Here is a 24319-nt window from a genome sequence, read left to right as displayed (position 1 = left end):
CTAAGGAGATGTTAAAATGTCATTGGAAATATATAAACATAGAAGTGGACTTCCTAAATTAATGGAAGCGCTAAAAAAAGGTACTGTAACACTTGGATTTATAGGAGGATCTATAACTGATGCTGATCCCTATAAAAGATGGCCGGAATACGTAATAGGATGGTTCGAAAAAACTTTTCCTAATGTTAGAATTTATGTTGAAAATGCGGCTATAGGAGCAACTGGAAGCGATCTTGCAGTATTTAGAGCAGAAAGAGATATAATTAATAGAAATTGCGATATAGTATTTGTAGAGTATGCAGTAAATGATAATGATGAACCAAGTGAAAAAAGGATGAGAACAAGAGAAGGACTTATAAGAAAGCTTTTAAAAGAGCAGGTTGATTTAGTTTTGACATATACTTATTGCCAAGAGATGTATGAAAGCTTAATGAAGGATGAGTTACCGGATACAGTTAAACAATTTGAGGAACTTGCAGAACATTATAAGATAGGTTCTGTTTATATGGGATTATATGCATTGGAAGAAGTAAAAAGTGGAATGATGAGATGGGAAGAATGGGTTCCAGATGGACTACATCCAGATGAACGTGGAAGTTCTGTTTATGCTCAAAGTGTAAGTAACTTCTTGCAGGAAGAATTAATAGATAAGCCTAATTTAAATGGCGTTCCTTTTGGAAAAAATCTTCCACAGCCAATAAATAAGGATAATTGGGAAAATACTTATAAGCTACCTTTTTCAGAGATTAATCTTAAAGGACCTTGGGCTGTAAGACGTTGGAGAAGTCAAAATATGATAGATCAGGTGCTTGCAACTGCTGCAGTAGGGGCAAAACTATCTTTTGAATTTAAAGGGCGAGGACTCTCTCTTGCATGCGATTTTGGTAAAACAGCAGCAGAATTTCGTTATAGATTAGATGGCGGAGAATGGATAGAAACTAGACGTGAAAGGCCAGATTGGGTAGGAGATCAAGGCTGGTTTAAGATAGAAAATCTTTATGATGACCTTGAGAATAGAGCGCATAATTTTGAACTTGAAGTTGTACATGGTAATAGAGCAGAATGCAAGGGAACAAACTTCAGGCTTATATTTGTAGGAGTGGTTCAGTAATAGTTAATGACTTACTCCGCTTAAATTTAAACCAACAACGCCTAGTATAATAAGAATTATAGATACTACTTTAAGGAGATTAAGGTTTTCTTTAAATACAAGTATTCCAATTGTAGATATTACAACAATTCCTGCAGCAGACCATATGGCATAAGCTACACTAATATTTATTTTTTTTAGGGCCATTGATAAAAAGGTAAAGCAAAGAATATATCCCAAAAATGTTCCAATGGTTGGTAGGAGTTTTGTAAAGCCGTATGATATTTTCATTAAAGTTGTTGCTGTGATTTCAAAGGATATTGCGAGAATTAAATAGATCCATTCCATATAAAAACCTCATTTCGTAAATAATACTAGTTTGTAAATTGACTAATGTTATTGTAACATAAGTTTTTTATTTTTAAAATAAGAAGAGACTGCTTCATAAAATTAATGTAGCAGCCTTTTTGTATTTTAAAGCCTAAGAAAATCTAGGGTAATAGCTTATCGTTTGAAGAATTATTTAGTTTGTATGGCATGAGTATTTTTACAATTGTACCGACGTTTTCTTCACTTGTTATTGTTAAGCCATACTCATTTCCATAATGAAGCTTTATTCTAGAATTAACATTTTTAAGACCTATACTTTTAAAGTTTTGATTTAAATTATTTATATATCCGTTTAAAGATTTTGTTTGCTCTTGCGTCATACCAACTCCATTATCGGATATTTCAAATTGCATATTGGAACCTCTTTTGTGGCCAGTAATGTTAAGTATTCCTCCACTTTCTCTTGTACTTAAACCGTGGTATAATGAGTTTTCAACTATAGGCTGAAAGGTTAATTTCATAATTTCAGCATTAAAAAGTTCATCGTCAATATCGATAACTATGTTTTCAATATTATCAAATCGTATTTCTTGAAGCATTATATATGACTTTAAATTATTAATCTCATCAATAACTTTTACGAGCTTATTGCTATTATTACTCAAACCATATCTTAATATGCTGCCTAAGGTTGTAGCCATTTGGGCACTTTCTTTGTCGTTGTTGATTTCTGCCATCATATGAATGGATTCTAAAGTATTATATATAAAATGAGGATTTATCTGATTTTGAAGCATTTGAATCTCCATATCTTTTTGAGCTAACTTATTAATATAGACTTCGCGAATAAGGGCTTTTATCTTTTTGGTCATTGAATTAAAAGCACTAGATAAGTGACCAATTTCATCTTTGCTAGTAACATCAATAGTAACATCAAAATAACCCTTTTCAACTATTTTCATGATGTTTGAAAGAGATTTTAATGGATTTACAATCTGTTTTGTTATAATAATTAAAAATGCAAATGCAATAAGTATAAAAATGATTGTGAGAAAGTAAGTTCTATACTTCATGGTATCTATATTTTTGTTTAGTTCATTTACAGGAATTATATTTATTATTTTCCAATCTGATAAAGAAGAGGAGGTGGTAGTAACTAAACAATCTAATCCGTTAATTTTTATTTTTTTTGATGCTTTTTTTGATGCATTAATGAAATTATCGTATTCTTCCTTACTTAAGTTTTTTCCAGTTTCAGAATTTTTTGTGCTGGAGATAATATAATGGTTACTATTAACTAATAGAATTTTTTGCCCACCATAAATCAATGATTTTTCTAGCATATTTTCAAGGAAGCCTATATCTTCATTTATTAAAATTATATTTTTTATTTGAGAACTGTTAATATCAATGACCGCCCTTGAAACCCCATATACAAGGGATTTGTTTCCTTCGACTTCAGATACATTAGATAAAACATAAGTAGGTATTATAACCGGTGAGCCAAAGCTTTCTATGCTTTTAGAGAACCAAGGTTCATTAGAAGGATTAAAGGGAGATAATAAAGAAGCACTACGTAATTTATAACTGCCTGTACCGTCTAAATTAAACATGAATACAGAATGTAAGTCGCTTTTTAAAGAAAATATGTAGTCCATCATATTATAAATGGAATTATACCCGCTTAAGGAATCATGATTTAAATATGAATTAAAATTTAAGTTGGAATTTCCAGGTTTACCCTGTCCATAAATATTTGATATATATGGTTCCATTGAGTTATAATAAAACAAAGGCATTTTGGTAAGGTCTATTAAGTTCTGTAAATTGGAATCGATTTCTCCAATGGTCTGTGAGTTCATCTGATGTACTGTGGCTAAAGTAGTATTACTTTTATCGTTTTTATAATAAGTAAAACTTGTTATGGATAATATGAATAAAAGTGCTATTATAAACGAAAAACAAATATATAATTTGTAAATTATAGATAGATTTTTGAATTTTTCGATTTTAAGTAGTTTAGCAAATCTAGAAAATGACTTAAACATTTGTTTTACCTCATTATATTAAATTTTTCTATAGATAAACCAGTTCAACTACCAAAATCAATTTGCATCAAAATGCCCAGAAGACGGCATTTTGATGCAAATTAATTTTGAAGTTTCAAGTGGTTTATCTTTACATATTGAATTATAACATAAGATGCTGTAAGAAAAAAATAAATATGTCATTAAAATGAGACTGCTAATATAAGTAATATTTTTATGAAAGGGTTGTTTTCAAACTTCACAATTTTAAGTTATGAAGGGGTGTTCAATATGTTTAGTATTTTAATTGTGGATGATGACAAAATAATAAGAATGGGTTTAAAAAAAATAATTGAAAGTAATATGGAAGGATTTGAAGTAATAGGAGAAGCACCAAATGGAGTTAAAGCGCTTGAGGTAATAAAAGAACTTAGACCTGATATACTTATTACAGATATTAAAATGCCAGTGATGAATGGTATCGAGCTTATTAACAACATAAACAAGCTGTCTTTAAAGATTCGTTCAATAGTATTGAGTGGGTTTGATGATTACAAATACATAAGGGAAACTTTTAAAAATGGTGCTGTTGATTACATATTAAAACCAATAAGTAATGATACTTTATTTGAATTATTAACAAAAATAAAAAGTGATATTGAAAATGAAAGATTAGAAGAAGAAAGAAATAATCTCTACAAGAGCCAAATTAGGCAAGTTAACTTGATGCTTAAGCAAGAGATTTTATCTAAGTTATTAAAAAAAGGTTTTCATACGGATGAGTACTTTAAGGAAGAAATTAAAAAGCTAGATATACAAGAAAATGACCATTTTTACTTAGGATTAGTGGATGAGGACAAGTACTTTGATTGGGAAGAAGAAGGTAAATATGAAGGCAAGAATTTGGACAGTTTAAAGAATTCTGTATACAATGAATTAAACTATTATAGTGAGATTGAAACTATAATTTGTGAAATAGATGATAGAATTGCAGTTTTAGTTATTTCACACAAAGATAAGAGTGATAATAAGCTAGAAAAAATTATGGATTTACTTGAAAAGCTTAAGGGAAAAGTGGGTAAAGATATAGATAAAACAATAAGTATAGGCATGAGTCAATGTTTTTATGGATTAGAAGATATAAATAAGGCTTATAATCAAGTTAAACTCGCAATGGAGAACAGATTCTATTGTGGTGGTAATTCAATTTATATTTATAAAAATGAAAACGATTATGCTAATGAAATAGACTCAAATAATCTAGAGACGCTTATTAATTCATTAATTAATGGAATAGAATTATGCAGTAAAGAAAAGGTAGCTATGTATGCTGAAAAAATATTAAATTTTATATATAAAGAGAGGCTTAAACCCATAAGATTTAGAACACTATTATCAGATATTATATTAAGAATAGCCAATAGTAATAAGGATTTCAAAAGTTTAGTGACTTCAAAAGAAAAAGGTTTTGATTTTTATATAAGCAAATTAGATACATATCTACAAGTTAAAAGATATTTTATAAGTGAGTTGCAGCATTATGTTGATGAAATGAGTAAAATGCGATGTGAAAGAGGAATGAAGATAATAGAGAAGGCTAAGGAATTTATAAATAAAAATTACAGGAAAGAGATAACCTTAAAAGATGTTGCTGATTATGTATATTTAAATCCTAATTATTTCAGCGAATTATTTAAAAATGAAGTTGGTGAAAACTTTATAGAATATTTAATCGAAACTAGAATTAATGCCTCAAAGGAGCTTTTAAAGAGTGGCAGCTTAAAAGTATATGAAATAGCAGAGGCAGTTGGATATAAAGAAGCGGTGTCCTTTAGTAGAGCTTTTAAAAAGGTAGTTGGTGTATCACCAAAAGAATATGTTCAATTAATAAATTAAATTTTAAGTGTAAAAAAGTATATATTTTTATTCTGAATTTATGTTAATAAAACTGAATTGTTGTAATTCTAATTAAAAATGATATTAAGTATACTAAGATAGTAGGAGCATGGATATGATATTTAACATCCATGAATACGATTTCTTAGTATATTTTTTTACGAAAATTTAGTTTTATAGGAGTTGAGGTAAATGGAATTAGATGGATTAAAATTGGAACTTAAGCAAAAAGTAGAGGACGAACTTTTAAAAGATATATTACCATTCTGGATTAGGCACGATATTGATGAGGAATTTGGAGGATTTTATGGACAGATAACTAATGAATTAGAAATTGATAAAAAAGCACCAAAGGGCTCAATACTTTGTTCAAGAATTTTATGGGCATTTTCAGCAGCCTACATTAAATACCAAGATTTAAAGTATTTAAAGATAGCTAGTAGAGCTTATGAATATATATTAAATAATTTTTGGGACAAAGAGTACTCGGGTGTTTATTGGATGGTTGATTACGAAGGAAAACCAATGGAAACAAGAAAACAAATATATGCAGAGGCTTTTGCAATATATGCTTTAACAGAGTATTATAAGGCGACTAAAGAAGAAGAGGCATTAAGCAAAGCAAAAGAAATTTATACTCTAATAGAAAAGTACAGTTACGATGACGAAAACAAAGGTTATTTTGAAGCTTACACAAGAGAGTGGAAACTTGAAGAAGATCTTAGATTAAGTGATAAGGATATGAATGAAAAGAAATCAATGAATACACATTTACATGTTTTGGAAGCGTATACAAACCTATATAGAGTATGGAAAGACAAAGAGTTTGAAAACAAATTTAGAGAACTTATAGATGACACAATTAAATATATTATAGATAATGATACCTGGCATTTTAAATTGTTCTTTGATGAAAAATGGAATTCAAAAACAGGGACAGTGTCTTATGGCCATGATATAGAAGGAAGCTGGCTTTTGTTTGAGGCAGCAGAGGTTCTTGGTGATAAAGAGGTTTTAGAAAGAGCTAAAAAGGTTGCTATTAATATGGCAGAAGTATCTTATAAAGAAGCAATAGACAGCGATGGTGGTCTTTTAAATGAAAAACATGAAAATGGAGAGTTTGATAGAGACAAGCATTGGTGGCCACAAGCAGAGGCTGTTATAGGATACTTAAATGCGTACGAGCTTACAGGCAAGGAGTATTTTTTACAGGCATCTTATGACATGTGGATTTATATAGAAGAAAACATTGTTGATAAGGAAAATGGAGAATGGTTTTGGATGGCAAAAGGACAGAATAACAAGCATGATGTGATGATGAAGGTTGATCCATGGAAATGTCCATACCACAACAGCAGAGTTTGCCTTGAAGTTTTAAGAAGACTTTAGAGAGAAGATAGAGTAAAAAGTATAATGAGGGAGAGATAATAATGGAAAAAGAAGTTTTTATGGAAAGATTAAAAAATTTGGTTAAAAATCATGAGGAACTTATAACAAGAAAGAATGTAGAAATAAAAGACGGAAATGGTATATTCAATAGATTTAAATATCCTGTTCTTACAGGCGCACATGCACCTATTACTTGGAGATATGATTTAGATGAAAAGACAAACCCTTATCTAATGGAGAGAATTGGTGTTAATTGTGCATTTAATGCAGGGGCAATTGATCTCAACGGTAAATTTTATTTAGTAGCTCGTGTCGAAGGAAATGACAGAAAATCTTTCTTTGCAGTAGCAGAAAGTGATAGTGGAGTTGATAATTTTAGATTTTGGGATTACCCAATAGAACTACCAGACACTGACACAGATGAAACAAATGTATATGATATGAGACTTACTAAACATGAAGATGGATGGATATATGGAATATTCTGTTCAGAAAAGAAAGATCCAAAAGCACCAGCAGGAGACTTATCTTCCGCAGTAGCATCGGCTGCAATTGTTAGAACAAAGGATTTAAGGGTATGGGAAAGACTACCTAACTTAAAAACGGTATCACCACAACAAAGAAATGTAGTACTTCACCCTGAATTTGTAGATGGGAAATATGCCTTTTATACTAGACCTATGGATGACTTTATTGATGCAGGAAGTGGAAGCGGAATATGTTATGGATTGTGTGAAGATATTGAAAATGCAGTAATAGATAAAGAAATACTTATTAGCCCAAGACAATATCACACTATAACAGAAGTTAAAAATGGAGCTGGCTGCGTTCCAATAAAGACAGAAAAGGGTTGGCTACACATAGCACACGGAGTTAGAAATACTGCAGCAGGCTTAAGATATGTTATATATGTATTTGTTACAGATTTACATGATTTCTCAAAAGTTGTAGCTGCACCAGGTGGATTCTTCATAGCACCAGAAGGTGAAGAAAGAGTTGGAGACGTTTCAAATGTTGTATTCACAAATGGAGCTATAGTTAAAGAAAATGGTGATGTATACATTTATTATGCTTCTTCAGATACAAGAACACATGTAGCAGTATCAACAGTAGATAGGCTTTTAGATTACGCATTTAATACACCACAAGATCCCCTTCGTTCAAGTGATTGCGTAAGACAAAGAAAAGAATTGATTAAAAAAAATTTAGAAATTTTAGAGAAAGAGGAATTAAAAAACGTTTTCAAAAACTGAATTTGTGTTAATAAAACTGAAGAGATGTAATTTATATTACATTTGCTTGTAACTATAATATAAGCATGAGGAACGATTCTCATGGTGGTTACTTTTTCATGAGAATAATAGTAGAAGGGGGAAAGGAAAATGCTAGGAAGCACAAGTGCAAAAAATCAGAAGAGATTATTAATATTTACATTCTTAGTAATACCATTAGTTATGTTAATAATATTCTGTTATTATCCTGCAGTTAGGCTTTTTCAATATAGCTTTACTGATTGGGATGGTTTAGATCCTAATATGAAGTATGTTGGATTAAAAAATTACATTGAAATACTACATGATCCAAAAGCCATGTTAGCTGTTTTAAACAATGGAGCGTATTTAATAGTAATGTTTATACAAACAGCTTTGGCAATTTATTTAGCAATAATTTTAAATGGTAAAATGAAGGGTAAGAACTTCTTTAAATCGGTTTTATTCTTACCATTTATATTAAACGGTGTTGCTGTTGCGTTTATGTTTAATTACTTATATGATGCTAACAAAGGTCCTATAAATCAATTCCTTGGTATCTTTGGAATGCATGTTAGTAGCTTTTTTCCTGCAAATTACATGGGAAACTTTTCATTAGCATTTATAAGTATGTGGATGTATACAGGATTTAATATGGTATTTATACTAGGAGCACTACAATCAATACCAAATGATATTTATGAGGCGGCAAGTTTGGATGGAGCAGGTTTCTTCCAAACAGCAATATACATTACTATTCCCAATATAAAAAGTATTCTTGAATATTTGCTATTTACAGGTATAAGTGGTTCACTTCAAGCATATTTCCAACCATATGTTATGACAGAGGGTGGACCAGCTGGTAAGACTGATACCTTTGTTACAAAATCACTGTATTTGGCTTTCCATGATGACAAGTATGGTAAGGCAGCAGCAATGAGTGTTATGTTATTAATTCTTGTTGTAATTATAATAGGAATACAAAAATTAGTATTAGGAAGGGATGAAGATTAATATGCCTAGTTTAAATAAAGTAAATAAAAAAAGACCAATACAAAGTTCAACAGAAATACAAAGTCCTATTGGAAGAGCTTTAAACTGGTTATTATTCTTTGTTTTAACTCTTACAATACTTGTTCCCCTTGCTATAGTAGTCATTGCTTCTTTTAAAACAAATAGAGAATATATGTATTCTGGGGCTTTTGATTTACCAAAGAGTTTCTTAAACTTTGATAATTATAAGACAGTATTTAGTACAGGACATTTGGCCTTAGCTTATGGAAATACAATTTTTTTAATTGTTGTGTCAGCTACTATCAGTATTTTACTTAATGCAGCAGCAGCATATGCAATAGCTAGATTTGATTTTAAGTTAAAAAAAGTAGTTTTCGTATTGTTTTTTATACCTACATTAATACCAGGAGTGTTAACTCAGATTCCATCATTTGTATTGATGAAAGACCTAGGCGTTTTAAATACAAGAATGGCCGGAATTTTATGCTATATAGGTGCGGATATAATGCAGCTATATATGTATGTTCAATTTATTAATAAAATACCAAGAGCCTTGGATGAAAGTGCATACTTAGATGGAGCGTCATACTTTAAAATATTTAGAAAAATAATATTACCACAATTGAAACCAGCTATTGCAACAATGTTAATTTTCAAAGTTATAGCAGTTTATAACGACATGCTGGCACCTAGCTTATATATGTCTGATCCAGATTTAGTAGTCGTAAGTACAGCGTTAATGAGATTTTCGACTAACCAAAATACGCAATATAACTTAATGGGTGCTGCCATAATAGCAATTATGATTCCAACATTAATATTATATTTATTCTTACAAAAATACATTTTTTCAGGTATCACCGATGGAGCCGTTAAGGATTAATAAAGGGAGGATTTTATTATGAGTAAAGTAAAGATTTTTGGAGAAAGTTTAAAAAATATGCCATGGCAAGACAAGCCGGCAGACTGCAACCATGTTATATGGAGGCACGATGCTAATCCAATAATAGATTGGAATCCTACAGATAAATTAGCTAGAGTTTTTAACAGTGCTGTCGTTCCTTGGGAAGATGGATTTATAGGAGTATTTAGAGCAGAAGGAAGAAATGGGAAACCACAATTATTCCTTGGAACAAGTAAGGATGCGGTAAAATGGGATTTGGCAGATGAACAAATTCATTGGAAGGATGAAGAGGGAAAGCCATATGAACCAAATTACTCATATGACCCACGTTTAGTTAAAGTAGAAGATGATTATTATATAATTTGGTGTACAGACTTTGGTGGTGCTTCACTTGCAATAGGAAAAACAAGAAATTTTAAAGAATTCACAAGACTTGAAAATCCATTTATACCATTCAACAGAAATGGAGTATTATTTCCTAGGAAAATAAACGGAAATTATTTGCTATTAAGCAGACCAAGTGATAGTGGACATACACCTTTTGGAGATATATTCTTAAGCGAAAGTCCTGATATGAAATACTGGGGAAAACACAGAAGAGTAATGACAAAGGGCGGAATAAATAGTTGGTGGCAATCAGTTAAAATTGGAGGAGGAGCAGCACCAATAGAAACTTCAGAAGGTTGGATATTATTTTACCACGGAGTTTCAAGTACATGTAACGGTTTTGTGTATAGCTTTGGAGCAGCAATATTAGATAGAGAAAATCCATCAAAGGTTTTATATAGAACTAGAGATTATCTTTTAACACCAGAAAAGCCATATGAAACTACAGGTTTTGTTCCTAATGTTGTATTTCCATGTGCTGCACTTGCTGATGCAGATACAGGAAGAATTGCAGTATACTATGGAGCAGCAGATACTTATCTTGCATTAGCATATACAACAGTTGATGAATTAGTAGAGTACATTAAATCTAATTCTGAACTTTTGCCTGGGGATGCGGAAGAATACAGATAGGACAATGCACAATTCACAGTTCACAATGCACAATGAAGGTTGATTTTTCTCCGCTAGCGGAGAAAAATCTTAAAATAATAAGTTTTAAGATTTTCTGGATAACAGAAAATCATCCTTCATTGTGAATTGTGCATCGAGAATTGTGCATTGTTTTTATATTACAAAATTTCGGACTTTGAAATTAAACTTGGTTAATGTATAGAATTAGGAGTGAGTAGTATGAAAAATTATATGGTTTTTGATGTCGGTGGAACAAAAGTAAAACATGGAATTATTAATGAAAATGGTGATATATTAGAAAAAGATAAATATGACACAAATTGTAGTGAATTAGGTGAATTTGTGGATAATATGATGCAAGTTATAAAAAAATATGAAAAAAAATATGAATTAAGTGGAATTGGAATAAGCTTACCGGGATTCATAAACTTTAGTACAGGATACTCAGAAAAAGCAGGAGCTATAACGGTTTTAGATAATCAAAATCTAAAGGAAATACTTGAGAAACATATAAAACTACCTATAAAAATTGAAAATGATGCAAATTGTGCTGCTTTAGCAGAAGGTTTTAATGGTAACGCTAAAGGGTGCAGTGATTATGTATGTATTACTATTGGAACTGGAATAGGAGGGGCAATTGTATCAGAAGGAAAATTGCAACATGGACATAAGTTTAAAAGTGGTGAATTTGGATTTATGGTTTTAAATGAAAATGGAGGTACAAGTACTGTAAGTGAAAGGAATTCTACTAGAGCCTTGATAGATGATTATAAAAAATATAAGGGTATCAGTGATAGCGATTTGGTGGAAGGAAATACAGTTTTTCTTGAAGCTGAAAAAGATGAGAAAGTAGCAGAAATAATTGAAGCATGGTTTCAAAGAGTAAGTGCGCTTGTATTTAATATCTCGGTAGTGCTAAATCCAGAAAAAGTTCTTATTGGCGGAGGCATCAGCGAAAGAGCTGGTTTTATAAAAGATATAAGAAAACACTTGGAGAAACTAAGGGATTGGGAAGATTTAAAGGTTGATATTGACTTATGTAAGCATAAAAATGATGCGGGAATTATAGGGGCATTTACATTGTTTATATAAAGATATACCACCATGAAACTTGAAATTGATTTGTACCAAAATGCCATCTTCTGGGCATTATGGTGCATATGAATTTCGATAGTTGAATTGGTATATCTATAAAGATATGACAATTGAAGTTAATAAGGTTTTATAATAAAATAGGAATAGGCCTAAGGTCTGTTCCTATTTTATTTATAAAAATAACTGTTAAATGTTTTAAAATACAATATTTTTTAAGGGGGGGGTAACTTGGTTAAAAGTAAAATAGTACCTTCAATTATTGTAAGTTTTGCAATATTATCATCAGTTTTAGTTGGGTGTAAATCAAATGTAAGAGAAACTGTCAGCAAATCAAGTGAAAAAAACATAACTATAGAATGGGAAACTAATAGAACGGATGTAGCAGGCACAACACTTAAAAAGTTAGCCGATGATTATCATAAGCTGCATACGAATATTACAATAAAGATTGAAGCTGAAAAAGATAGTGATGGAGTATTAAAGACAAAAGCAGCAGGTGGGGAGCTTCCAGATTTATCTTACGTAATTGGTACAATGAAAAAGACAGATTATCCTAAATACTATGAGGATTTATCTGACTTAGGCTACAATAAGGATAATTTATATTGCTATAATGCTGGCCTGCAAGATGGAAGATTGTATTGTTTGAGCCTTTCAATTAATTATATGGGGGTTTTTTACAACAAACAATCCTTTAAGAAAGCAGGAATAACATCAACACCAAAGACAATAGATGACTTCTATACTGATTGTGAAAAATTAAAGGCTGTGGGAATAACTCCATTTGCAAGTAACTTTAAAGATGGATGGCCGTTAGCTCCATATGCAGATACACATTTACTTGCGCAAGCACAAACAGGTGATGATAATTTTGAAAACAGTTTTGAAACTAAGAATCCTTTTGATGATCCTAATGGTTTATTATACGGATTTAAATTTATGAGAAGTATGAAGGAAAAAGGATACTTAGAAAAAGATTTAATGTCAACAAGTTGGGATAATTCAAAGAAGGATATGGCTCAAGGGAAAACTGCTATGACATACATTGGAACTTGGTTTACACCACAATTACTTGATAATGGGGCAAGAAAAGAGGATATAGGCATGTTTCCATTTCCAGGAACCAAAGCGATAATTATGAGTGGAAATGGTGGAATGTGCATAGCTAAAACTTCCAAGCATAAAAAGGAAACTAAAGAATTTTTAAAGTGGCTCTATAAAGATAATAAAGTCCAAAATGCAATGAAAATTTCAACTCCAATAAAAGGTGAAAAGTCTCATATTGTTGGAGTAAATGAACTTCTTTCAGCAGGGCTTCCTATATTAGAAGAAAAGTCGGCAAACGACAAGATTATTAGAATATGGCAAGAATCGGGGATAAATTTACAGCAAGCGCTTCAAGATTACATGCAATCATCAAATCCTGAAAAAGTTATTGATGATATAAATGACAGGTTTGCAGCAGTAAGAAGTAGTATTAAATAATTTCAATCCCTACATAACTATAAACGTTTTCACAAGCCGAATTTATGTTAATAAAACTGAATAAATGTAATTCAATGGGGTATAAATTAAGAATATAATGAGTACATGATAGTTAATAAACACATTATAAAACGTTAAGTTTTAGGTTGTTAGCTGTATGTTGTGAAAACGATATGCAAATATAGTTTAGGGGGAATTAATGTGATTAAAAGGAAAAAATTACTTTCAATTGTTATAGGCGCTGTAATGGTATCATCGGTTTTGGCGGGTTGTGGTAGTTCTGGTAGTGGTTCAAGCAGTGACAGTATAACTTTAAATTGGGAAACACACAGAACAGATATGGCAGGTACAACTCTTAAAGCTTTGGCTGACGAGTATCATAAGGCAAATCCTAACGTAACAATTAAGATTGAATCTGAAAAAGATAGTGATAGTGTTATGAAAACAAAGGCAGCTGGTGGTGAACTTCCAGACGTATCAAGTGTAGTTGGTACAATGCAGAGAACTGACTATCCTAAATATTATGCTGACATATCAGATTTAGGGTTTACTAAGGATAACTTAAATTGTTATGACAATGCAGAAGTTAATGGAAAACTTTATGGAATACCTAGTTCGGTTAACTATACTGCAGTAATTTATAATAAGGAAGCTTTTAAAAAGGTAGGTATAACTTCAATTCCAAAAACAATGGACGAGTTCTACGCTGATTGTGATAAATTAAAAGCAGCAGGAATAACGCCTTTTGCAAGTAACTATAAAGATGTATGGCCTTTATCTCCATATTCAGACGGTCATTCACTTGCACAAGAAAAAACTGGCGATGATAATTTCGAGAATAGCTTTGAAACAAAGAATCCTTTTGATGATCCAAATGGTTTATTATACGGATTTAAGTTTATGAGAACTATGAAGGATAAAGGATATTTAGAAAAAGACTTAATGTCAACAAGCTGGGATAATTCAAAGAAATCTTTAGCACAAGGAACTACAGCTATGACTTATCTTGGATCTTGGCTTACACCTCAGCTTGTACAAAATGGTGCAAAAGCTGAAGATATAGGAATGTTCCCATTTCCAGAAACAAAAGCATTAATTATGGGTGGAGATACTTGTTTAGGAGTTGCTAAAACTTCAAAGCATTTAGACGCAGCAAAGAAATTTTTAAAATGGTTATTTACAAAGGATAGATATCCAAAGGCTTGTGGAATAGCTTCACCACTTAAAGATGCAAAACAAGACGCACCTGGACTTGAAGAATTACTTTCATACAAAACACCTATAATAACAGTAAAACCATCAGATGATAAGGTTTCTAAAATATGGAAGGAATCAGAAATTAACTTATCACAAGAATTACAAGAATATATGACTACATCTACTCCAGATAAAGTTATTCAAGATGTTAATAGCAAGTTTAAGGCTGCAAGAAGTTCTGCTGATTAATAAGGAATATGGGGCTGTCGCACTAAAAAATTAGTGCGATAGTCTTTTTTAATACAAAAAATAAATCTCTCACTCAAAAGAGTGAAAGATTTATGGTAAAATTAACATATGACTAAACACATTAATTTACATAAAAATTATACTTCAATTCAGGGAGATTATCAATTAAAACTTCCACTAAATATTGAGTACATAATTCCGGCTGATGATTCGGTGCGTTTGCTAAGTCAATTTATTGAGGAGATGGATTTAACATATTTGTATTCGACTTACTCTCGTATAAGGGAGAATCAAGCAACGCCACGTCAGATGCTTAAAATTGTACTTTATTCTTATATGAATCATAATTACTCATCAAGAGAAATGGAACAGTCCTGTAAAAGGGATGTTAATTTTATGTACCTTTTAGGAGATTCTAAAGCACCTGATCATTCTACATTTGCAAGGTTTCGCAGTATACACTTTGCGCTATGCGCAAAGGAAATCATGGCTGAAATGTCTAATTTCCTTTATGAAATTGGAGAAGTTATGGGAAATGATATATTTATTGATGGTACTAAAATAGAAGCTTGTGCTAATAAATATACTTTTGTTTGGAAGAAATCAGTATGCAAAAATTTAGAAAGATTGCTTTCTAAATTGGCTGATTTTGTAGCTGAGTGTGAAGAACTATATGGTATAAAAATTGTATATGAAAACAAGGTTAAAATAAAGCATATAAAAAAACTTAGAAAGAAACTTTATACTTTAAAACAGAAGGAAAATATAGAATTTGTACATGGATGTGGAAAACGAAAAAATCCAATTCAACGTTCTATTGAAACACTTGAAGAATACCTTGAAAAGCTAAAAGAATATACAAAAAAAATCTATACTTGTGGTGAACGTAACAGCTATTCAAAAACTGACAACGATGCAACATTTATGAGAATGAAAGAAGATGCAATGAAAAATGGTCAGTTAAAACCTGCTTACAATGTTCAACATGGAGTAGATTCTCAATACATAGTATGGCTTACTGTAGGCCCTCAGCCTACAGATACCACAACATTAATTCCATTTATAAAAAGTATGGAAAATCTTCTGCATTTTAAGTACTCAAACATAACTGCGGACGCAGGTTATGAGAGCGAAGAAAATTATGTTTACATTAAAGAAAATATGCAGCTATCATTTATTAAACCAACAAATTATGAAATATCTAAAACGAAGAAATATAAAAGTGATATAAGTAGGATAGAGAATATGGAATATAATGAATTTGGTGATTACTATACCTGTAAAAATAATAAGAAGTTAACTGTGAATAAAATAGTAAACAGGAAGAGCAAGACAGGCTATATAAGTGAAAAAACAATTTATACATGCGAAGATTGCAGTAATTGTAAATATAAGAGCAAATGCATAAAAGGACATAATTGTAAAACTCCATTAGAAGAAAGAACTAAAAATCTTGAAACTTCTAAACTATTCAATGAACTTCGTAAAGATAATCTTAAAAGAATTGTAAGCGAGGAAGGTTGTAAATTAAGGATGAATCGAAGCATTCAAGTAGAAGGTTCTTTTGGAGAGATAAAACAAGATATGGGATTTCGCAGATATTTAAGCAAAGGTAAAAATAATGTTTTGGCGGAAAGTATTTTGCTCGCAATGGCACATAATGTAAATAAGTTACATAATAAAATTCAATTGGATAAAACCGAAACACATCTTTTTCCAATCAAAAAAAGTGCTTGATTTTAAAATCTTAAAATCATTTTAATTCGAAAAAAGCCTCAATAGCAAAGGCTTATTAAAGTGAACAGTTTTTTTGATGTTGAACTTGCTATCAATCAGAATATTGCTAAAAAATAGCATAAACAGCTAAAAACAAGGGTGTCGCATTAGCATATTTTTTTATGCTAATGCGACACCCTCTTTACAATTAATAAAGATTGCGAATTAAATCAATTCACAATTCACGATGCACAATTCACAATGAAGGTGGATTTTCTGTAGCAAAGCTACAGAAAATCTTATAACTTATTTTTTTATTGCTTACGCAATAGCACCATTTATGGTGCTAAGCGAAGCTTATAATTTAAGATTTGCCTGACAAAAGGAAGGCAAATCAACCTTCATTGTGCATTGTGAACTGTGAATTGTGAATTGATTAAATTACTTCGCAATAATTTTATAGTGTGAGTTATAGTTAACAAAAAAGTAGTGGAAATTTTAATGAATAAGTTATATTATAGATAGTAAAATATATAATATGAGTAGGTGATTGCAAATGAAAAACACGGCTGCTTTTTTTGATATAGATGGTACTTTGTATAGAGAAGGCTTAATAACAGAAGTTTTTAAGAAGCTTATAAAATATGAGATTGTTAATCCTAAAAAATGGTATGAGGAAGTGCAGCCAGAATTTAAGAAGTGGGATACAAGAACGGGAGATTATGATAATTACCTTCTTAAAATGGCAGGTATATATGTTGATGCGGTTAAGGGACTTCATAAGTCACAAGTAGAATTTATTGCAAAACAAGTTGTTAAACAAAAGGGAGATAGGGTATACACTTATACAAGAGATAGAATTAAATGGCACAAGGAAAATGGTCATAAAATAATAACTATCTCAGGAAGTCCTATTGAACTTGTAAAGCAAATGGCTGAAAAATATGGTTTTGATGATTATAGAGGAGCTAAGTATGTATTTGATGAAGTAAGTGGCATATATACTGGTGAAGTTATACCAATGTGGGACAGCGTAAGTAAGGATAAAGCTATAATGGAAATGAAAAACAAATATGATTTAGATCTCGATAAATGCTATGCATATGGCGATACGGCAGGAGACTTATCTATGCTTAAATCTGTTGGAAACCCAGTATGCATGAATCCAACAAAAGAGCTTATAAATAAGGTAATGAACGATGAAAAGTTAAAAGATAAAGTTAAAATCATTGTAGAGAGAAAAGACATGATTTACAGATTAACGGCTAAGTGCATTTTGTGTGATGAGAGCAATATTTAACAAAGTACAAAATTGCAGATTATAAATGATATTTAGCTGATTGGAGTGGGAAACTTGATAATAAATCATAACGTAAATGCACTAACGGCTCTTAATAAATTTAGTGCAGCAGGAAAAGAAAAAGCTAGTTCTGTAGAAAAGCTTTGTTCCGGTATGAGAATAAATAAAGCAGCTGATGATGCCGCAGGAGCTACTATAGATGAAAAAATGAGGGCACAAATTAACGGGCTTGAACAGGCAGGCACAAACATTCAAGATGGTATCAGCCTTATTCAAACTGCCGAAGCAGGGCTTGGGTCTATACAAAATCCTAATCTTTTTAGAATGAGGGATCTTATAGTACAGGCGTTAAATGGAACCTTGTCGCAAGATGATAGAATGAAAATACAAAATGAGCTTGATCAAGTGAAGGAATCTATTAATGATACAGCAAAGAGTACTAATTTTAATACAATAAGTCTATTAACACCACCTACATCAAGCAATGTTGTTCCACCAAAATGGACTCCAGGAACTGCGGATATAGTATTTATTATTGATAGAACGGGAAGTATGGGAACACCAATTAGCAAGGTTAAGAATAATTTGGATGGATTTATAAATAAATTGACTGAAAACGGCATAGATGTAAACATGGGGTTAGTTACTTATGGTGATGTTAATCCTTCACAAGGTGGAGATGCGGTGTTAAAATCACCCATGACTAAAGATTTAGATAATCTTAAATCTTATATAGATAATATAGTACCAAGTGGTGGCGGAGATACTAATGAATCTGGATTGGAAGGCATCGCGGACAGTGGTAACGGAGCATTATCATATAATTTAAGGAGCGATTCCGCTAAGCAATTTATTTTGGTTACAGATGCTCCAGTACATGATGCTACGGCCGATGGAGGAGACGGTGAATCAAGTTTAAATATGAGCAATGTAATAAATGAACTTAAAAGTAATGGCGTTAAATTTACAGTAGTAGGACCTACAAGTGGTGATGCAGAAACTCAACTTAATAGATTATCTTCAGCTACAGGTGGCGATTATTTAAATATATATGATGATTTTGGTAATCAGTTGGATTCATTTGCAAGCAAGGTTTTAATTGATGCTGGGTGTAATAAAGAAATTGATGATAGCGAAATGGGTACATTGCAACTTCAGGTAGGGGCAAAATCTAATGAACAATTTTTGGTTGAACTTTTTGATGCAAGAACAAAAAATTTGGGTATCGATAATGTGAATGTTGATACAAATGAAGAGGCACTTATTTCTCTCGATGAAATTGATAAGGCAATAGATATAACTTCTGCACAACGTAGTAAATTTGGGGCATATCAAAATACTTTGAATCACATATATAACAATGTACGAAATTATGGATACAATTTAACATTAGCTGATTCCACAGTAAAGGATGTAGATATGGCCAAAGAAGTTATGAAAATGACTAAAAGTAATATATTACAGGAAGCATCACAAGCAATGTTAAAGCAATCGGAGAATATAGGTGAAAGCATATCAAATCTTATGGATAAGTGGCAAGTAAACAGTACTGGAAAATAAAATATGTTATATAAAAGGAGGAAATGAAGTTTTCTTCTTTTTTTAGGTTTTAAGCTGCCTTAGCTGTTTTTTAAATTTGGACGGATTTATATTTTTATTTTTTTTAAAAATTCGACTAAAATAATTTGCATCATTAAATCCACAGGTTAAAGCTATTTCAGTTATGCTTAAGCTGCTCTCTTTTAAAAGAAGAGTAGCCTTTTTTATTCTGAGTTCATTAATATATTCAATTACAGTCTTGCCAGTGGTTTCTTTAAAAAGTCTGCAAAAATGATAATTACTAACATGAAAAAGATTTGCAAGTTCGTTTACAGTTATTTTTTCTGTAAAGTTACCATCTATATAATTTAAGATATAGCGAAATTGATTTAACCTCTCTACTTTAAGATTAAATTGCTTTGGTGTGAATATTTTTGCTACATAATTTCTTAAAAGCAATACTAATAGGTTTAGTATATGTGATTTTATAGCAAGTTCAAAGCCTATTTCTTTTGAAAAATATTCTTTTATAATTTCATTAATACACTTCAAGGCTTCTTTGTTATTTCTAACTAGGTTTTTAAATAAAATTAGATTACTTGCCAGTGGTGCTAAAAATTTTGTTTGGCACGAATCGATTTGGTTGCTGAAAATAAAAGATAAATCAATTCTAATTACATAGTAATTTAAATCATCAGAAGAATTTTCTATAGAGTGGAGTTCATTACTGTTTATAATAATAATGTCGTTTGCCAATGCTTCTATTTTGTTAGAATTACATCTAAGAAGTGCTTGTCCTTTAGTAAAATAAAAAAATTGAATATGTTCATGCCAATGTGCTTTTAAATCGGTTCCTAAACTATAATGATTTTTTTCAAATATATCAACAAAAAAATTTTCATCGGGCATTTTTTTATAAAAATAATTTTTGGCACTTTTTTTCATGAATTCACTACCTTTTTTCACATCTTACTATAATAATAGCAATTATAAGTAGATATATCAATAATGTGCTAAAGGAAAGACGGAGTTATTAATGACTTTGGCAGTGGAATTTTATTGTAAATAACCCACTAACATTAAATGAAGCTTAAACAAGAGGTTACGAAAATAAGAGTAAAGCAGTATATCTAGTAAAATCGCAATAGGAGGAAAATACCATGAGAAAACGAGTGCTTGCAATTTTATTTACAGCAGTGGTGATTTTTTCTGGTTGTTCTGCTAAGAAGGTGGTAAACAGTAAGGTAGATTTAAAAAAGTCTAACAGTACAGATGTAATAAGCAAATCAGTTTCTGATAAAAAAGAAAGTACCAAAAAAGAAAGTATTAAGACGGAAGCATTAACAGAAAAAAATAATGCAAATTCACAAAACACTATAAGATCAACGAATTTACCTAAACTATCAGTTCAGCAGAAAAAACAAGTACAAGTAAAACTAGATTCAGCAGTAAGAAATATAGATGAAGCTTTAAAATCGCTTCAGGATCCAAGTGACATTAATTTAAACTAAAGTTAATTAAAACGTTAGGAGTGAGAAAGATGAATAGAAAAAGGATTATAGCACTTGCATTAGCAATAGCTACTTTATTTCCTACGGCAGCATTTGCAAAAGGAAATGGTAATAATGAAAATAAAGGCGGAAAGCATGTTAAACAGGAAGTAAAAGCTAATGTGACAAGCAGCAGTGAGCAAACTCAAAATAGTGATGTAGCTTCTAAGAAGGAACAAGGTAATGCTAAAGGGGCAGAGAAAAAAGAGGCGGCTCAGCAGAAGAGAGATGAAAAGAAACAGCAAAAAGATGCTTTTAAAACTCAAATGAAAGCAAAGCATGATCAAATGAAACAACTTAAGCAGCAGGCTATAGCATTAAAACAACAAATTGAACAGAAAAAGGAGCAACTTTCAGCTATAATAAGTGACATCCAAGCGGGTAAGAAAACATTGCCACAAGATGAGCTTAATTCCTTACTTACACTAGCACAGAATCTTAAAACAGATGCAGATAATGTTAAGGCAACAGCAGAAGTAAAGAGTGAGGTTAGTGATACTCAAGCTAAAGTAAATAGTGAAGATTTTAATAATGCATTAGCTTCTATGGATAAAGTTATAGCTAAGATGCAAGCAAGGTTAGATGCACTAACTAAGTTAAATGCTGATTTAGATGCAGCTCTTAAAGTAGCAAATACTGCAACTACAATTAGTACAGATGAAACTAGTACTAATACTGAAGCAGCTACAAGCACTGATGCAACACAGAGTGTCAGTGGTCAATAAATTAATTGCGAGGTAAGAGCAGTGGTTTAAGGAGAAAATTCCTCCGTGCCTACGGAATTTTGGGGTAGTACAGAAACAATATTTATTACTGGAATCATTAAAACTATTGTATTAAGTTGTTAGAAAATGATTATATATTGTAAAGCAAAGATGTAACAGATTAATCAAATAGCCTTTGGTAGGTGGAGGAAAAAATGATGCTATTCCCTAACATCATTTTGCTCCATCTACCAAAGGCTATTTGATTTTGCACTATACTTTGCTTATTTGTGTATAAAATAATTTTTGTGCAATAGCCCATTTTTCATGCGTTCACAAATAGTGTTTTATCTTTATAGATGTGCAATTTGAAACATTGAAATTGCAAATACCAAGTTTATCCTAACAAATTACAATTTTTAGAGCAGAGTACAGATGACAGAGTACAGAGTACAGTGAATGATGATTTACCTTTCGCTTTGCTTAGGTAAATCTTAAACTTAATGTTGTCAGCTTCGCTGAGCACCATATATGGCGCGATTGCACAGCAATAAAAGAATAAGTTTTTAGATTTTTCTACGCTCGCGTAGAAAAATCATCCTTCACTGTACTCTGTACTTTGTACTCTATGTTAAATTGTAATTTAACAGGATGAATTTGGTACAATCAATTTTAATTTTTTAAATTCCTTATTTTTAGCAATATAATGCTAATACTTAGCAATATATTTAATGAAACATAATGGTTATATTGATATTATAATAACAGCAATTATAAATAAATATAGCAGTAATATGCTAAAGAAAGGGTGGAGTTATTAATGACTCTTGTGGATCAAAATAAAAGCCACGGAAAATGGACTATTTTGCTTGTGGTAGTATTAATGTCTTTTATGGCTTGTGTTGATAGTAGTATAGTAAATGTAGCATTGCCTACAATGGCAAAAAAGCTTTCAGTGAGTATGGCTGAAATAGAATGGGTAGTAGCAAGTTATGTTATGGTTATTTGTGCTAGTCTTTTAATATTTGGGAGATTAGGAGATATAAAAGGAAAGTCACAGATATTTAAAATTGGCACTATAGTGTTTACTCTTGCATCACTTATGTGTGGACTTTCAAGTTCATTAACTATGCTTGTAATTTTTAGAATAATTCAAGGTATTGGTGCAGGAGCATATATGGCGAATAATCAGGGAATTATAACGCAAATTTTTCCTCAGAAAGAGAGAGGAAAAGCTTTGGGAATTTTAGTATCTGCAGTTGCCTTGGGAAATATGATAGGAGCGCCTGCAGGAGGACTTATTATAAGTGTCTTAAACTGGAATTATATATTCCTTGTAAATGTACCCATAGGTATAGTAGCGTTTATAGCCGGCTTGCGAGTGCTACCAAAGGGCAAGAATATTGATGAAAAGTTTGATGTTAAAGGTGCTATTTTATATAGCATAGCAGTTATGCTATTGTTTGGATCGTTAATTGGTGAGCAACAGTTGGGCTATAAAAATCCAGTAATTATAATTAGTTTTGTTTTAGCGGTATTTTGTTTAATAATATTTATCGTAGTACAGAAGAATATGAAACTTCCGCTTTTGCAGCTTGAAATTTTTAAAAATGGATTATTTTCATTAAGCTTATTTTGTGCATTCATATCATTTGTATGCTTATCTGCATCAATAATTATAATACCGTTTTATTTACAGGATACATTAAAAATGTCGTCTTCAGCAGCGGGGGTATTTATGATGGTGCAGCCGTTAATTCTAGCTGCAATTTCGCCAATTTCAGGCAATCTAGCAGATAAAATGGGATCAGAAATACAAACTTTTATAGGACTTATATTTATGTCAGGTGGATTCCTTTTTATGGCATTATTAAATGAAAATTCTAATTTAATAAAGGTAGTATTATGTGTAGTTTTAATAGCGTTAGGACAGGGAATTTTTCAACCAGCTAATAATTCACTAATAATGTCAACAGTTCCTAAAAGCAAGCTTGGTATAGCAGGGAGTGTTAATTCACTAGTAAGAAACTTAGGTCAAATGGTTGGAATAACATTAGCTACAACTATTTTGTACAATTTTATGAGTCTTAAAATAGGACATAGGGTAATTAACTATGTTTTTGGAAAGGATTATGTTTTTGTTTATGGCATGAAACACGTATATATTGTTTTAGTTTTTATATGTTGTATTGGAATGCTGTTTACTGCATTTAGGATGCATAAGATCAAAAGCTTATAGTTTCACTATATATATTGTATGTGAAAAAATTAAGGTATTCTTTTTACGAAATACTATAAAGATCTATGTGTAGTATAGTAAAACCTAGAGAATACCTTTTTTATATATTTATTTACAATAACTTGTTTTGCAAAAAAACAAATTTACTATTGACATATTTATTTTGAAAATATATCCTATGAGTATATAAGTTAATAATATAAAAACGTTTACAAAATGTAAACAGATAGGAGGCTTAGTTGTAAGTATTCAGCATATTTTATAATTATTAGCTAAGTGCTATTTACATGGTAGAATTTATCATGTAAATAACCAGATACAAATT

General features: G+C 31.0%; 19 protein-coding genes. 16 read left to right on the top strand and 3 right to left on the bottom strand.

Annotation, left to right across the window (positions count from 1 at the left end):
- Positions 1-16: 16 nt before the first annotated feature.
- Positions 17-1111 (top strand): SGNH/GDSL hydrolase family protein, encoded by a 1095-nt coding sequence (locus CUEA01_RS23455; RefSeq protein WP_234124730.1) that lies wholly within the window; start codon positions 17-19, stop codon positions 1109-1111.
- A 3-nt stretch (positions 1112-1114) separates the two neighbouring features.
- On the opposite strand, the gene CUEA01_RS23450 is transcribed toward CUEA01_RS23455, so the two are convergent.
- Complete coding sequence (locus CUEA01_RS23450; RefSeq protein ID WP_234124729.1) at positions 1115-1438, bottom strand: DMT family transporter; 324 nt, start codon at positions 1436-1438, stop codon at positions 1115-1117.
- Positions 1439-1581: 143 nt separating this feature from the next.
- Positions 1582-3468: a sensor histidine kinase gene (locus tag CUEA01_RS23445; RefSeq protein ID WP_234124728.1), complete on the bottom strand. Its 1887-nt coding sequence runs from the start codon at positions 3466-3468 to the stop codon at positions 1582-1584.
- 270 nt (positions 3469-3738) lie between these two features.
- On the opposite strand from CUEA01_RS23445, the gene CUEA01_RS23440 reads away from it, so the two are divergent.
- The 12 genes from CUEA01_RS23440 (at position 3739) to CUEA01_RS23385 (ending at position 19522) form a co-directional block, all read left to right on the top strand.
- Positions 3739-5343 carry a response regulator transcription factor gene (locus tag CUEA01_RS23440; protein ID WP_234124727.1) on the top strand — a complete coding sequence of 535 codons (1605 nt, stop codon included), beginning with the start codon at positions 3739-3741 and terminating at the stop codon, positions 5341-5343.
- Positions 5344-5535: 192 nt separating this feature from the next.
- Positions 5536-6732: an AGE family epimerase/isomerase gene (locus tag CUEA01_RS23435; protein ID WP_234124725.1), complete on the top strand. Its 1197-nt coding sequence runs from the start codon at positions 5536-5538 to the stop codon at positions 6730-6732.
- Between the two features lie 41 nt (positions 6733-6773).
- The gene (locus CUEA01_RS23430) at positions 6774-7985 is read left to right on the top strand and encodes a glycoside hydrolase family 130 protein (protein ID WP_234124723.1); all 1212 of its coding nucleotides are present in this window, start codon (positions 6774-6776) and stop codon (positions 7983-7985) included.
- Positions 7986-8114: 129 nt separating this feature from the next.
- Entirely contained in the window at positions 8115-8996 is an 882-nt protein-coding gene (locus CUEA01_RS23425) for a carbohydrate ABC transporter permease (protein ID WP_234124721.1), read from the top strand.
- Entirely contained in the window at positions 8986-9879 is an 894-nt protein-coding gene (locus tag CUEA01_RS23420; protein ID WP_234124719.1) for a carbohydrate ABC transporter permease, read from the top strand. The genes CUEA01_RS23425 and CUEA01_RS23420 overlap by 11 nt, the downstream gene beginning before the upstream one ends.
- 18 nt (positions 9880-9897) lie before the next feature.
- Positions 9898-10920, top strand: a complete 1023-nt coding sequence (locus CUEA01_RS23415; protein ID WP_234124717.1) for a glycoside hydrolase family 130 protein — start codon at positions 9898-9900, stop codon at positions 10918-10920.
- 219 nt (positions 10921-11139) lie between these two features.
- A complete protein-coding gene (locus CUEA01_RS23410) occupies positions 11140-12012 on the top strand; it encodes an ROK family protein (RefSeq protein WP_234124715.1) in 873 nt (290 codons plus the stop codon).
- Positions 12013-12243: 231 nt separating this feature from the next.
- Positions 12244-13500, top strand: a complete 1257-nt coding sequence (locus CUEA01_RS23405; protein ID WP_234124714.1) for an ABC transporter substrate-binding protein — start codon at positions 12244-12246, stop codon at positions 13498-13500.
- Positions 13501-13701: 201 nt separating this feature from the next.
- Positions 13702-14946, top strand: coding sequence for an ABC transporter substrate-binding protein (locus CUEA01_RS23400; RefSeq protein ID WP_234124713.1), 1245 nt, complete (start codon positions 13702-13704; stop codon positions 14944-14946).
- 108 nt (positions 14947-15054) lie between these two features.
- Positions 15055-16683 carry an IS1182 family transposase gene (locus CUEA01_RS23395; protein WP_234117334.1) on the top strand — a complete coding sequence of 543 codons (1629 nt, stop codon included), beginning with the start codon at positions 15055-15057 and terminating at the stop codon, positions 16681-16683.
- A 535-nt stretch (positions 16684-17218) separates the two neighbouring features.
- Positions 17219-17962, top strand: coding sequence for an HAD-IB family hydrolase (locus tag CUEA01_RS23390; RefSeq protein ID WP_234124712.1), 744 nt, complete (start codon positions 17219-17221; stop codon positions 17960-17962).
- 54 nt (positions 17963-18016) lie between these two features.
- Positions 18017-19522 carry a flagellin N-terminal helical domain-containing protein gene (locus CUEA01_RS23385; RefSeq protein ID WP_234124711.1) on the top strand — a complete coding sequence of 502 codons (1506 nt, stop codon included), beginning with the start codon at positions 18017-18019 and terminating at the stop codon, positions 19520-19522.
- Between the two features lie 42 nt (positions 19523-19564).
- On the opposite strand, the gene CUEA01_RS23380 is transcribed toward CUEA01_RS23385, so the two are convergent.
- Positions 19565-20467 (bottom strand): AraC family transcriptional regulator, encoded by a 903-nt coding sequence (locus CUEA01_RS23380; protein ID WP_234124710.1) that lies wholly within the window; start codon positions 20465-20467, stop codon positions 19565-19567.
- Positions 20468-20661: 194 nt separating this feature from the next.
- Here CUEA01_RS23380 and CUEA01_RS23375 point away from each other — a divergent pair, with 194 nt between their 5' ends.
- The 3 genes from CUEA01_RS23375 to CUEA01_RS23365 all read left to right on the top strand — a co-directional run bounded on the left by CUEA01_RS23375 (position 20662) and on the right by CUEA01_RS23365 (position 23994).
- On the top strand, positions 20662-21012 hold the full coding sequence (locus tag CUEA01_RS23375; protein ID WP_234124708.1) for a hypothetical protein: 351 nt from the start codon (positions 20662-20664) through the stop codon (positions 21010-21012).
- A 29-nt stretch (positions 21013-21041) separates the two neighbouring features.
- Positions 21042-21776: a hypothetical protein gene (locus CUEA01_RS23370; protein ID WP_234124706.1), complete on the top strand. Its 735-nt coding sequence runs from the start codon at positions 21042-21044 to the stop codon at positions 21774-21776.
- 799 nt (positions 21777-22575) lie between these two features.
- The gene (locus CUEA01_RS23365) at positions 22576-23994 is read left to right on the top strand and encodes an MFS transporter (protein WP_234124704.1); all 1419 of its coding nucleotides are present in this window, start codon (positions 22576-22578) and stop codon (positions 23992-23994) included.
- Positions 23995-24319: the final 325 nt, after the last annotated feature.

The sequence above is a fragment of the Clostridium hydrogenum genome, from assembly GCF_021432385.1.
Lineage (GTDB): Bacteria > Bacillota > Clostridia > Clostridiales > Clostridiaceae > Clostridium_S > Clostridium_S hydrogenum.
This window is presented reverse-complemented; position numbering and strand designations above follow the sequence as displayed.

Coding starts and splice junctions, on each gene's coding strand:
- CUEA01_RS23420 (WP_234124719.1), top strand. CDS start 8,986: ATGAAGATTAATATGCCTAGTTTAAATAAAGTAAATAAAAAAAGACCA.
- CUEA01_RS23390 (WP_234124712.1), top strand. CDS start 17,219: ATGAAAAACACGGCTGCTTTTTTTGATATAGATGGTACTTTGTATAGA.
- CUEA01_RS23365 (WP_234124704.1), top strand. CDS start 22,576: ATGACTCTTGTGGATCAAAATAAAAGCCACGGAAAATGGACTATTTTG.
- CUEA01_RS23455 (WP_234124730.1), top strand. CDS start 17: ATGTCATTGGAAATATATAAACATAGAAGTGGACTTCCTAAATTAATG.
- CUEA01_RS23375 (WP_234124708.1), top strand. CDS start 20,662: ATGAGAAAACGAGTGCTTGCAATTTTATTTACAGCAGTGGTGATTTTT.
- CUEA01_RS23370 (WP_234124706.1), top strand. CDS start 21,042: ATGAATAGAAAAAGGATTATAGCACTTGCATTAGCAATAGCTACTTTA.
- CUEA01_RS23425 (WP_234124721.1), top strand. CDS start 8,115: ATGCTAGGAAGCACAAGTGCAAAAAATCAGAAGAGATTATTAATATTT.
- CUEA01_RS23415 (WP_234124717.1), top strand. CDS start 9,898: ATGAGTAAAGTAAAGATTTTTGGAGAAAGTTTAAAAAATATGCCATGG.
- CUEA01_RS23395 (WP_234117334.1), top strand. CDS start 15,055: ATGACTAAACACATTAATTTACATAAAAATTATACTTCAATTCAGGGA.
- CUEA01_RS23450 (WP_234124729.1), bottom strand. CDS start 1,438: ATGGAATGGATCTATTTAATTCTCGCAATATCCTTTGAAATCACAGCA.
- CUEA01_RS23430 (WP_234124723.1), top strand. CDS start 6,774: ATGGAAAAAGAAGTTTTTATGGAAAGATTAAAAAATTTGGTTAAAAAT.
- CUEA01_RS23445 (WP_234124728.1), bottom strand. CDS start 3,468: ATGTTTAAGTCATTTTCTAGATTTGCTAAACTACTTAAAATCGAAAAA.
- CUEA01_RS23410 (WP_234124715.1), top strand. CDS start 11,140: ATGAAAAATTATATGGTTTTTGATGTCGGTGGAACAAAAGTAAAACAT.
- CUEA01_RS23435 (WP_234124725.1), top strand. CDS start 5,536: ATGGAATTAGATGGATTAAAATTGGAACTTAAGCAAAAAGTAGAGGAC.
- CUEA01_RS23440 (WP_234124727.1), top strand. CDS start 3,739: ATGTTTAGTATTTTAATTGTGGATGATGACAAAATAATAAGAATGGGT.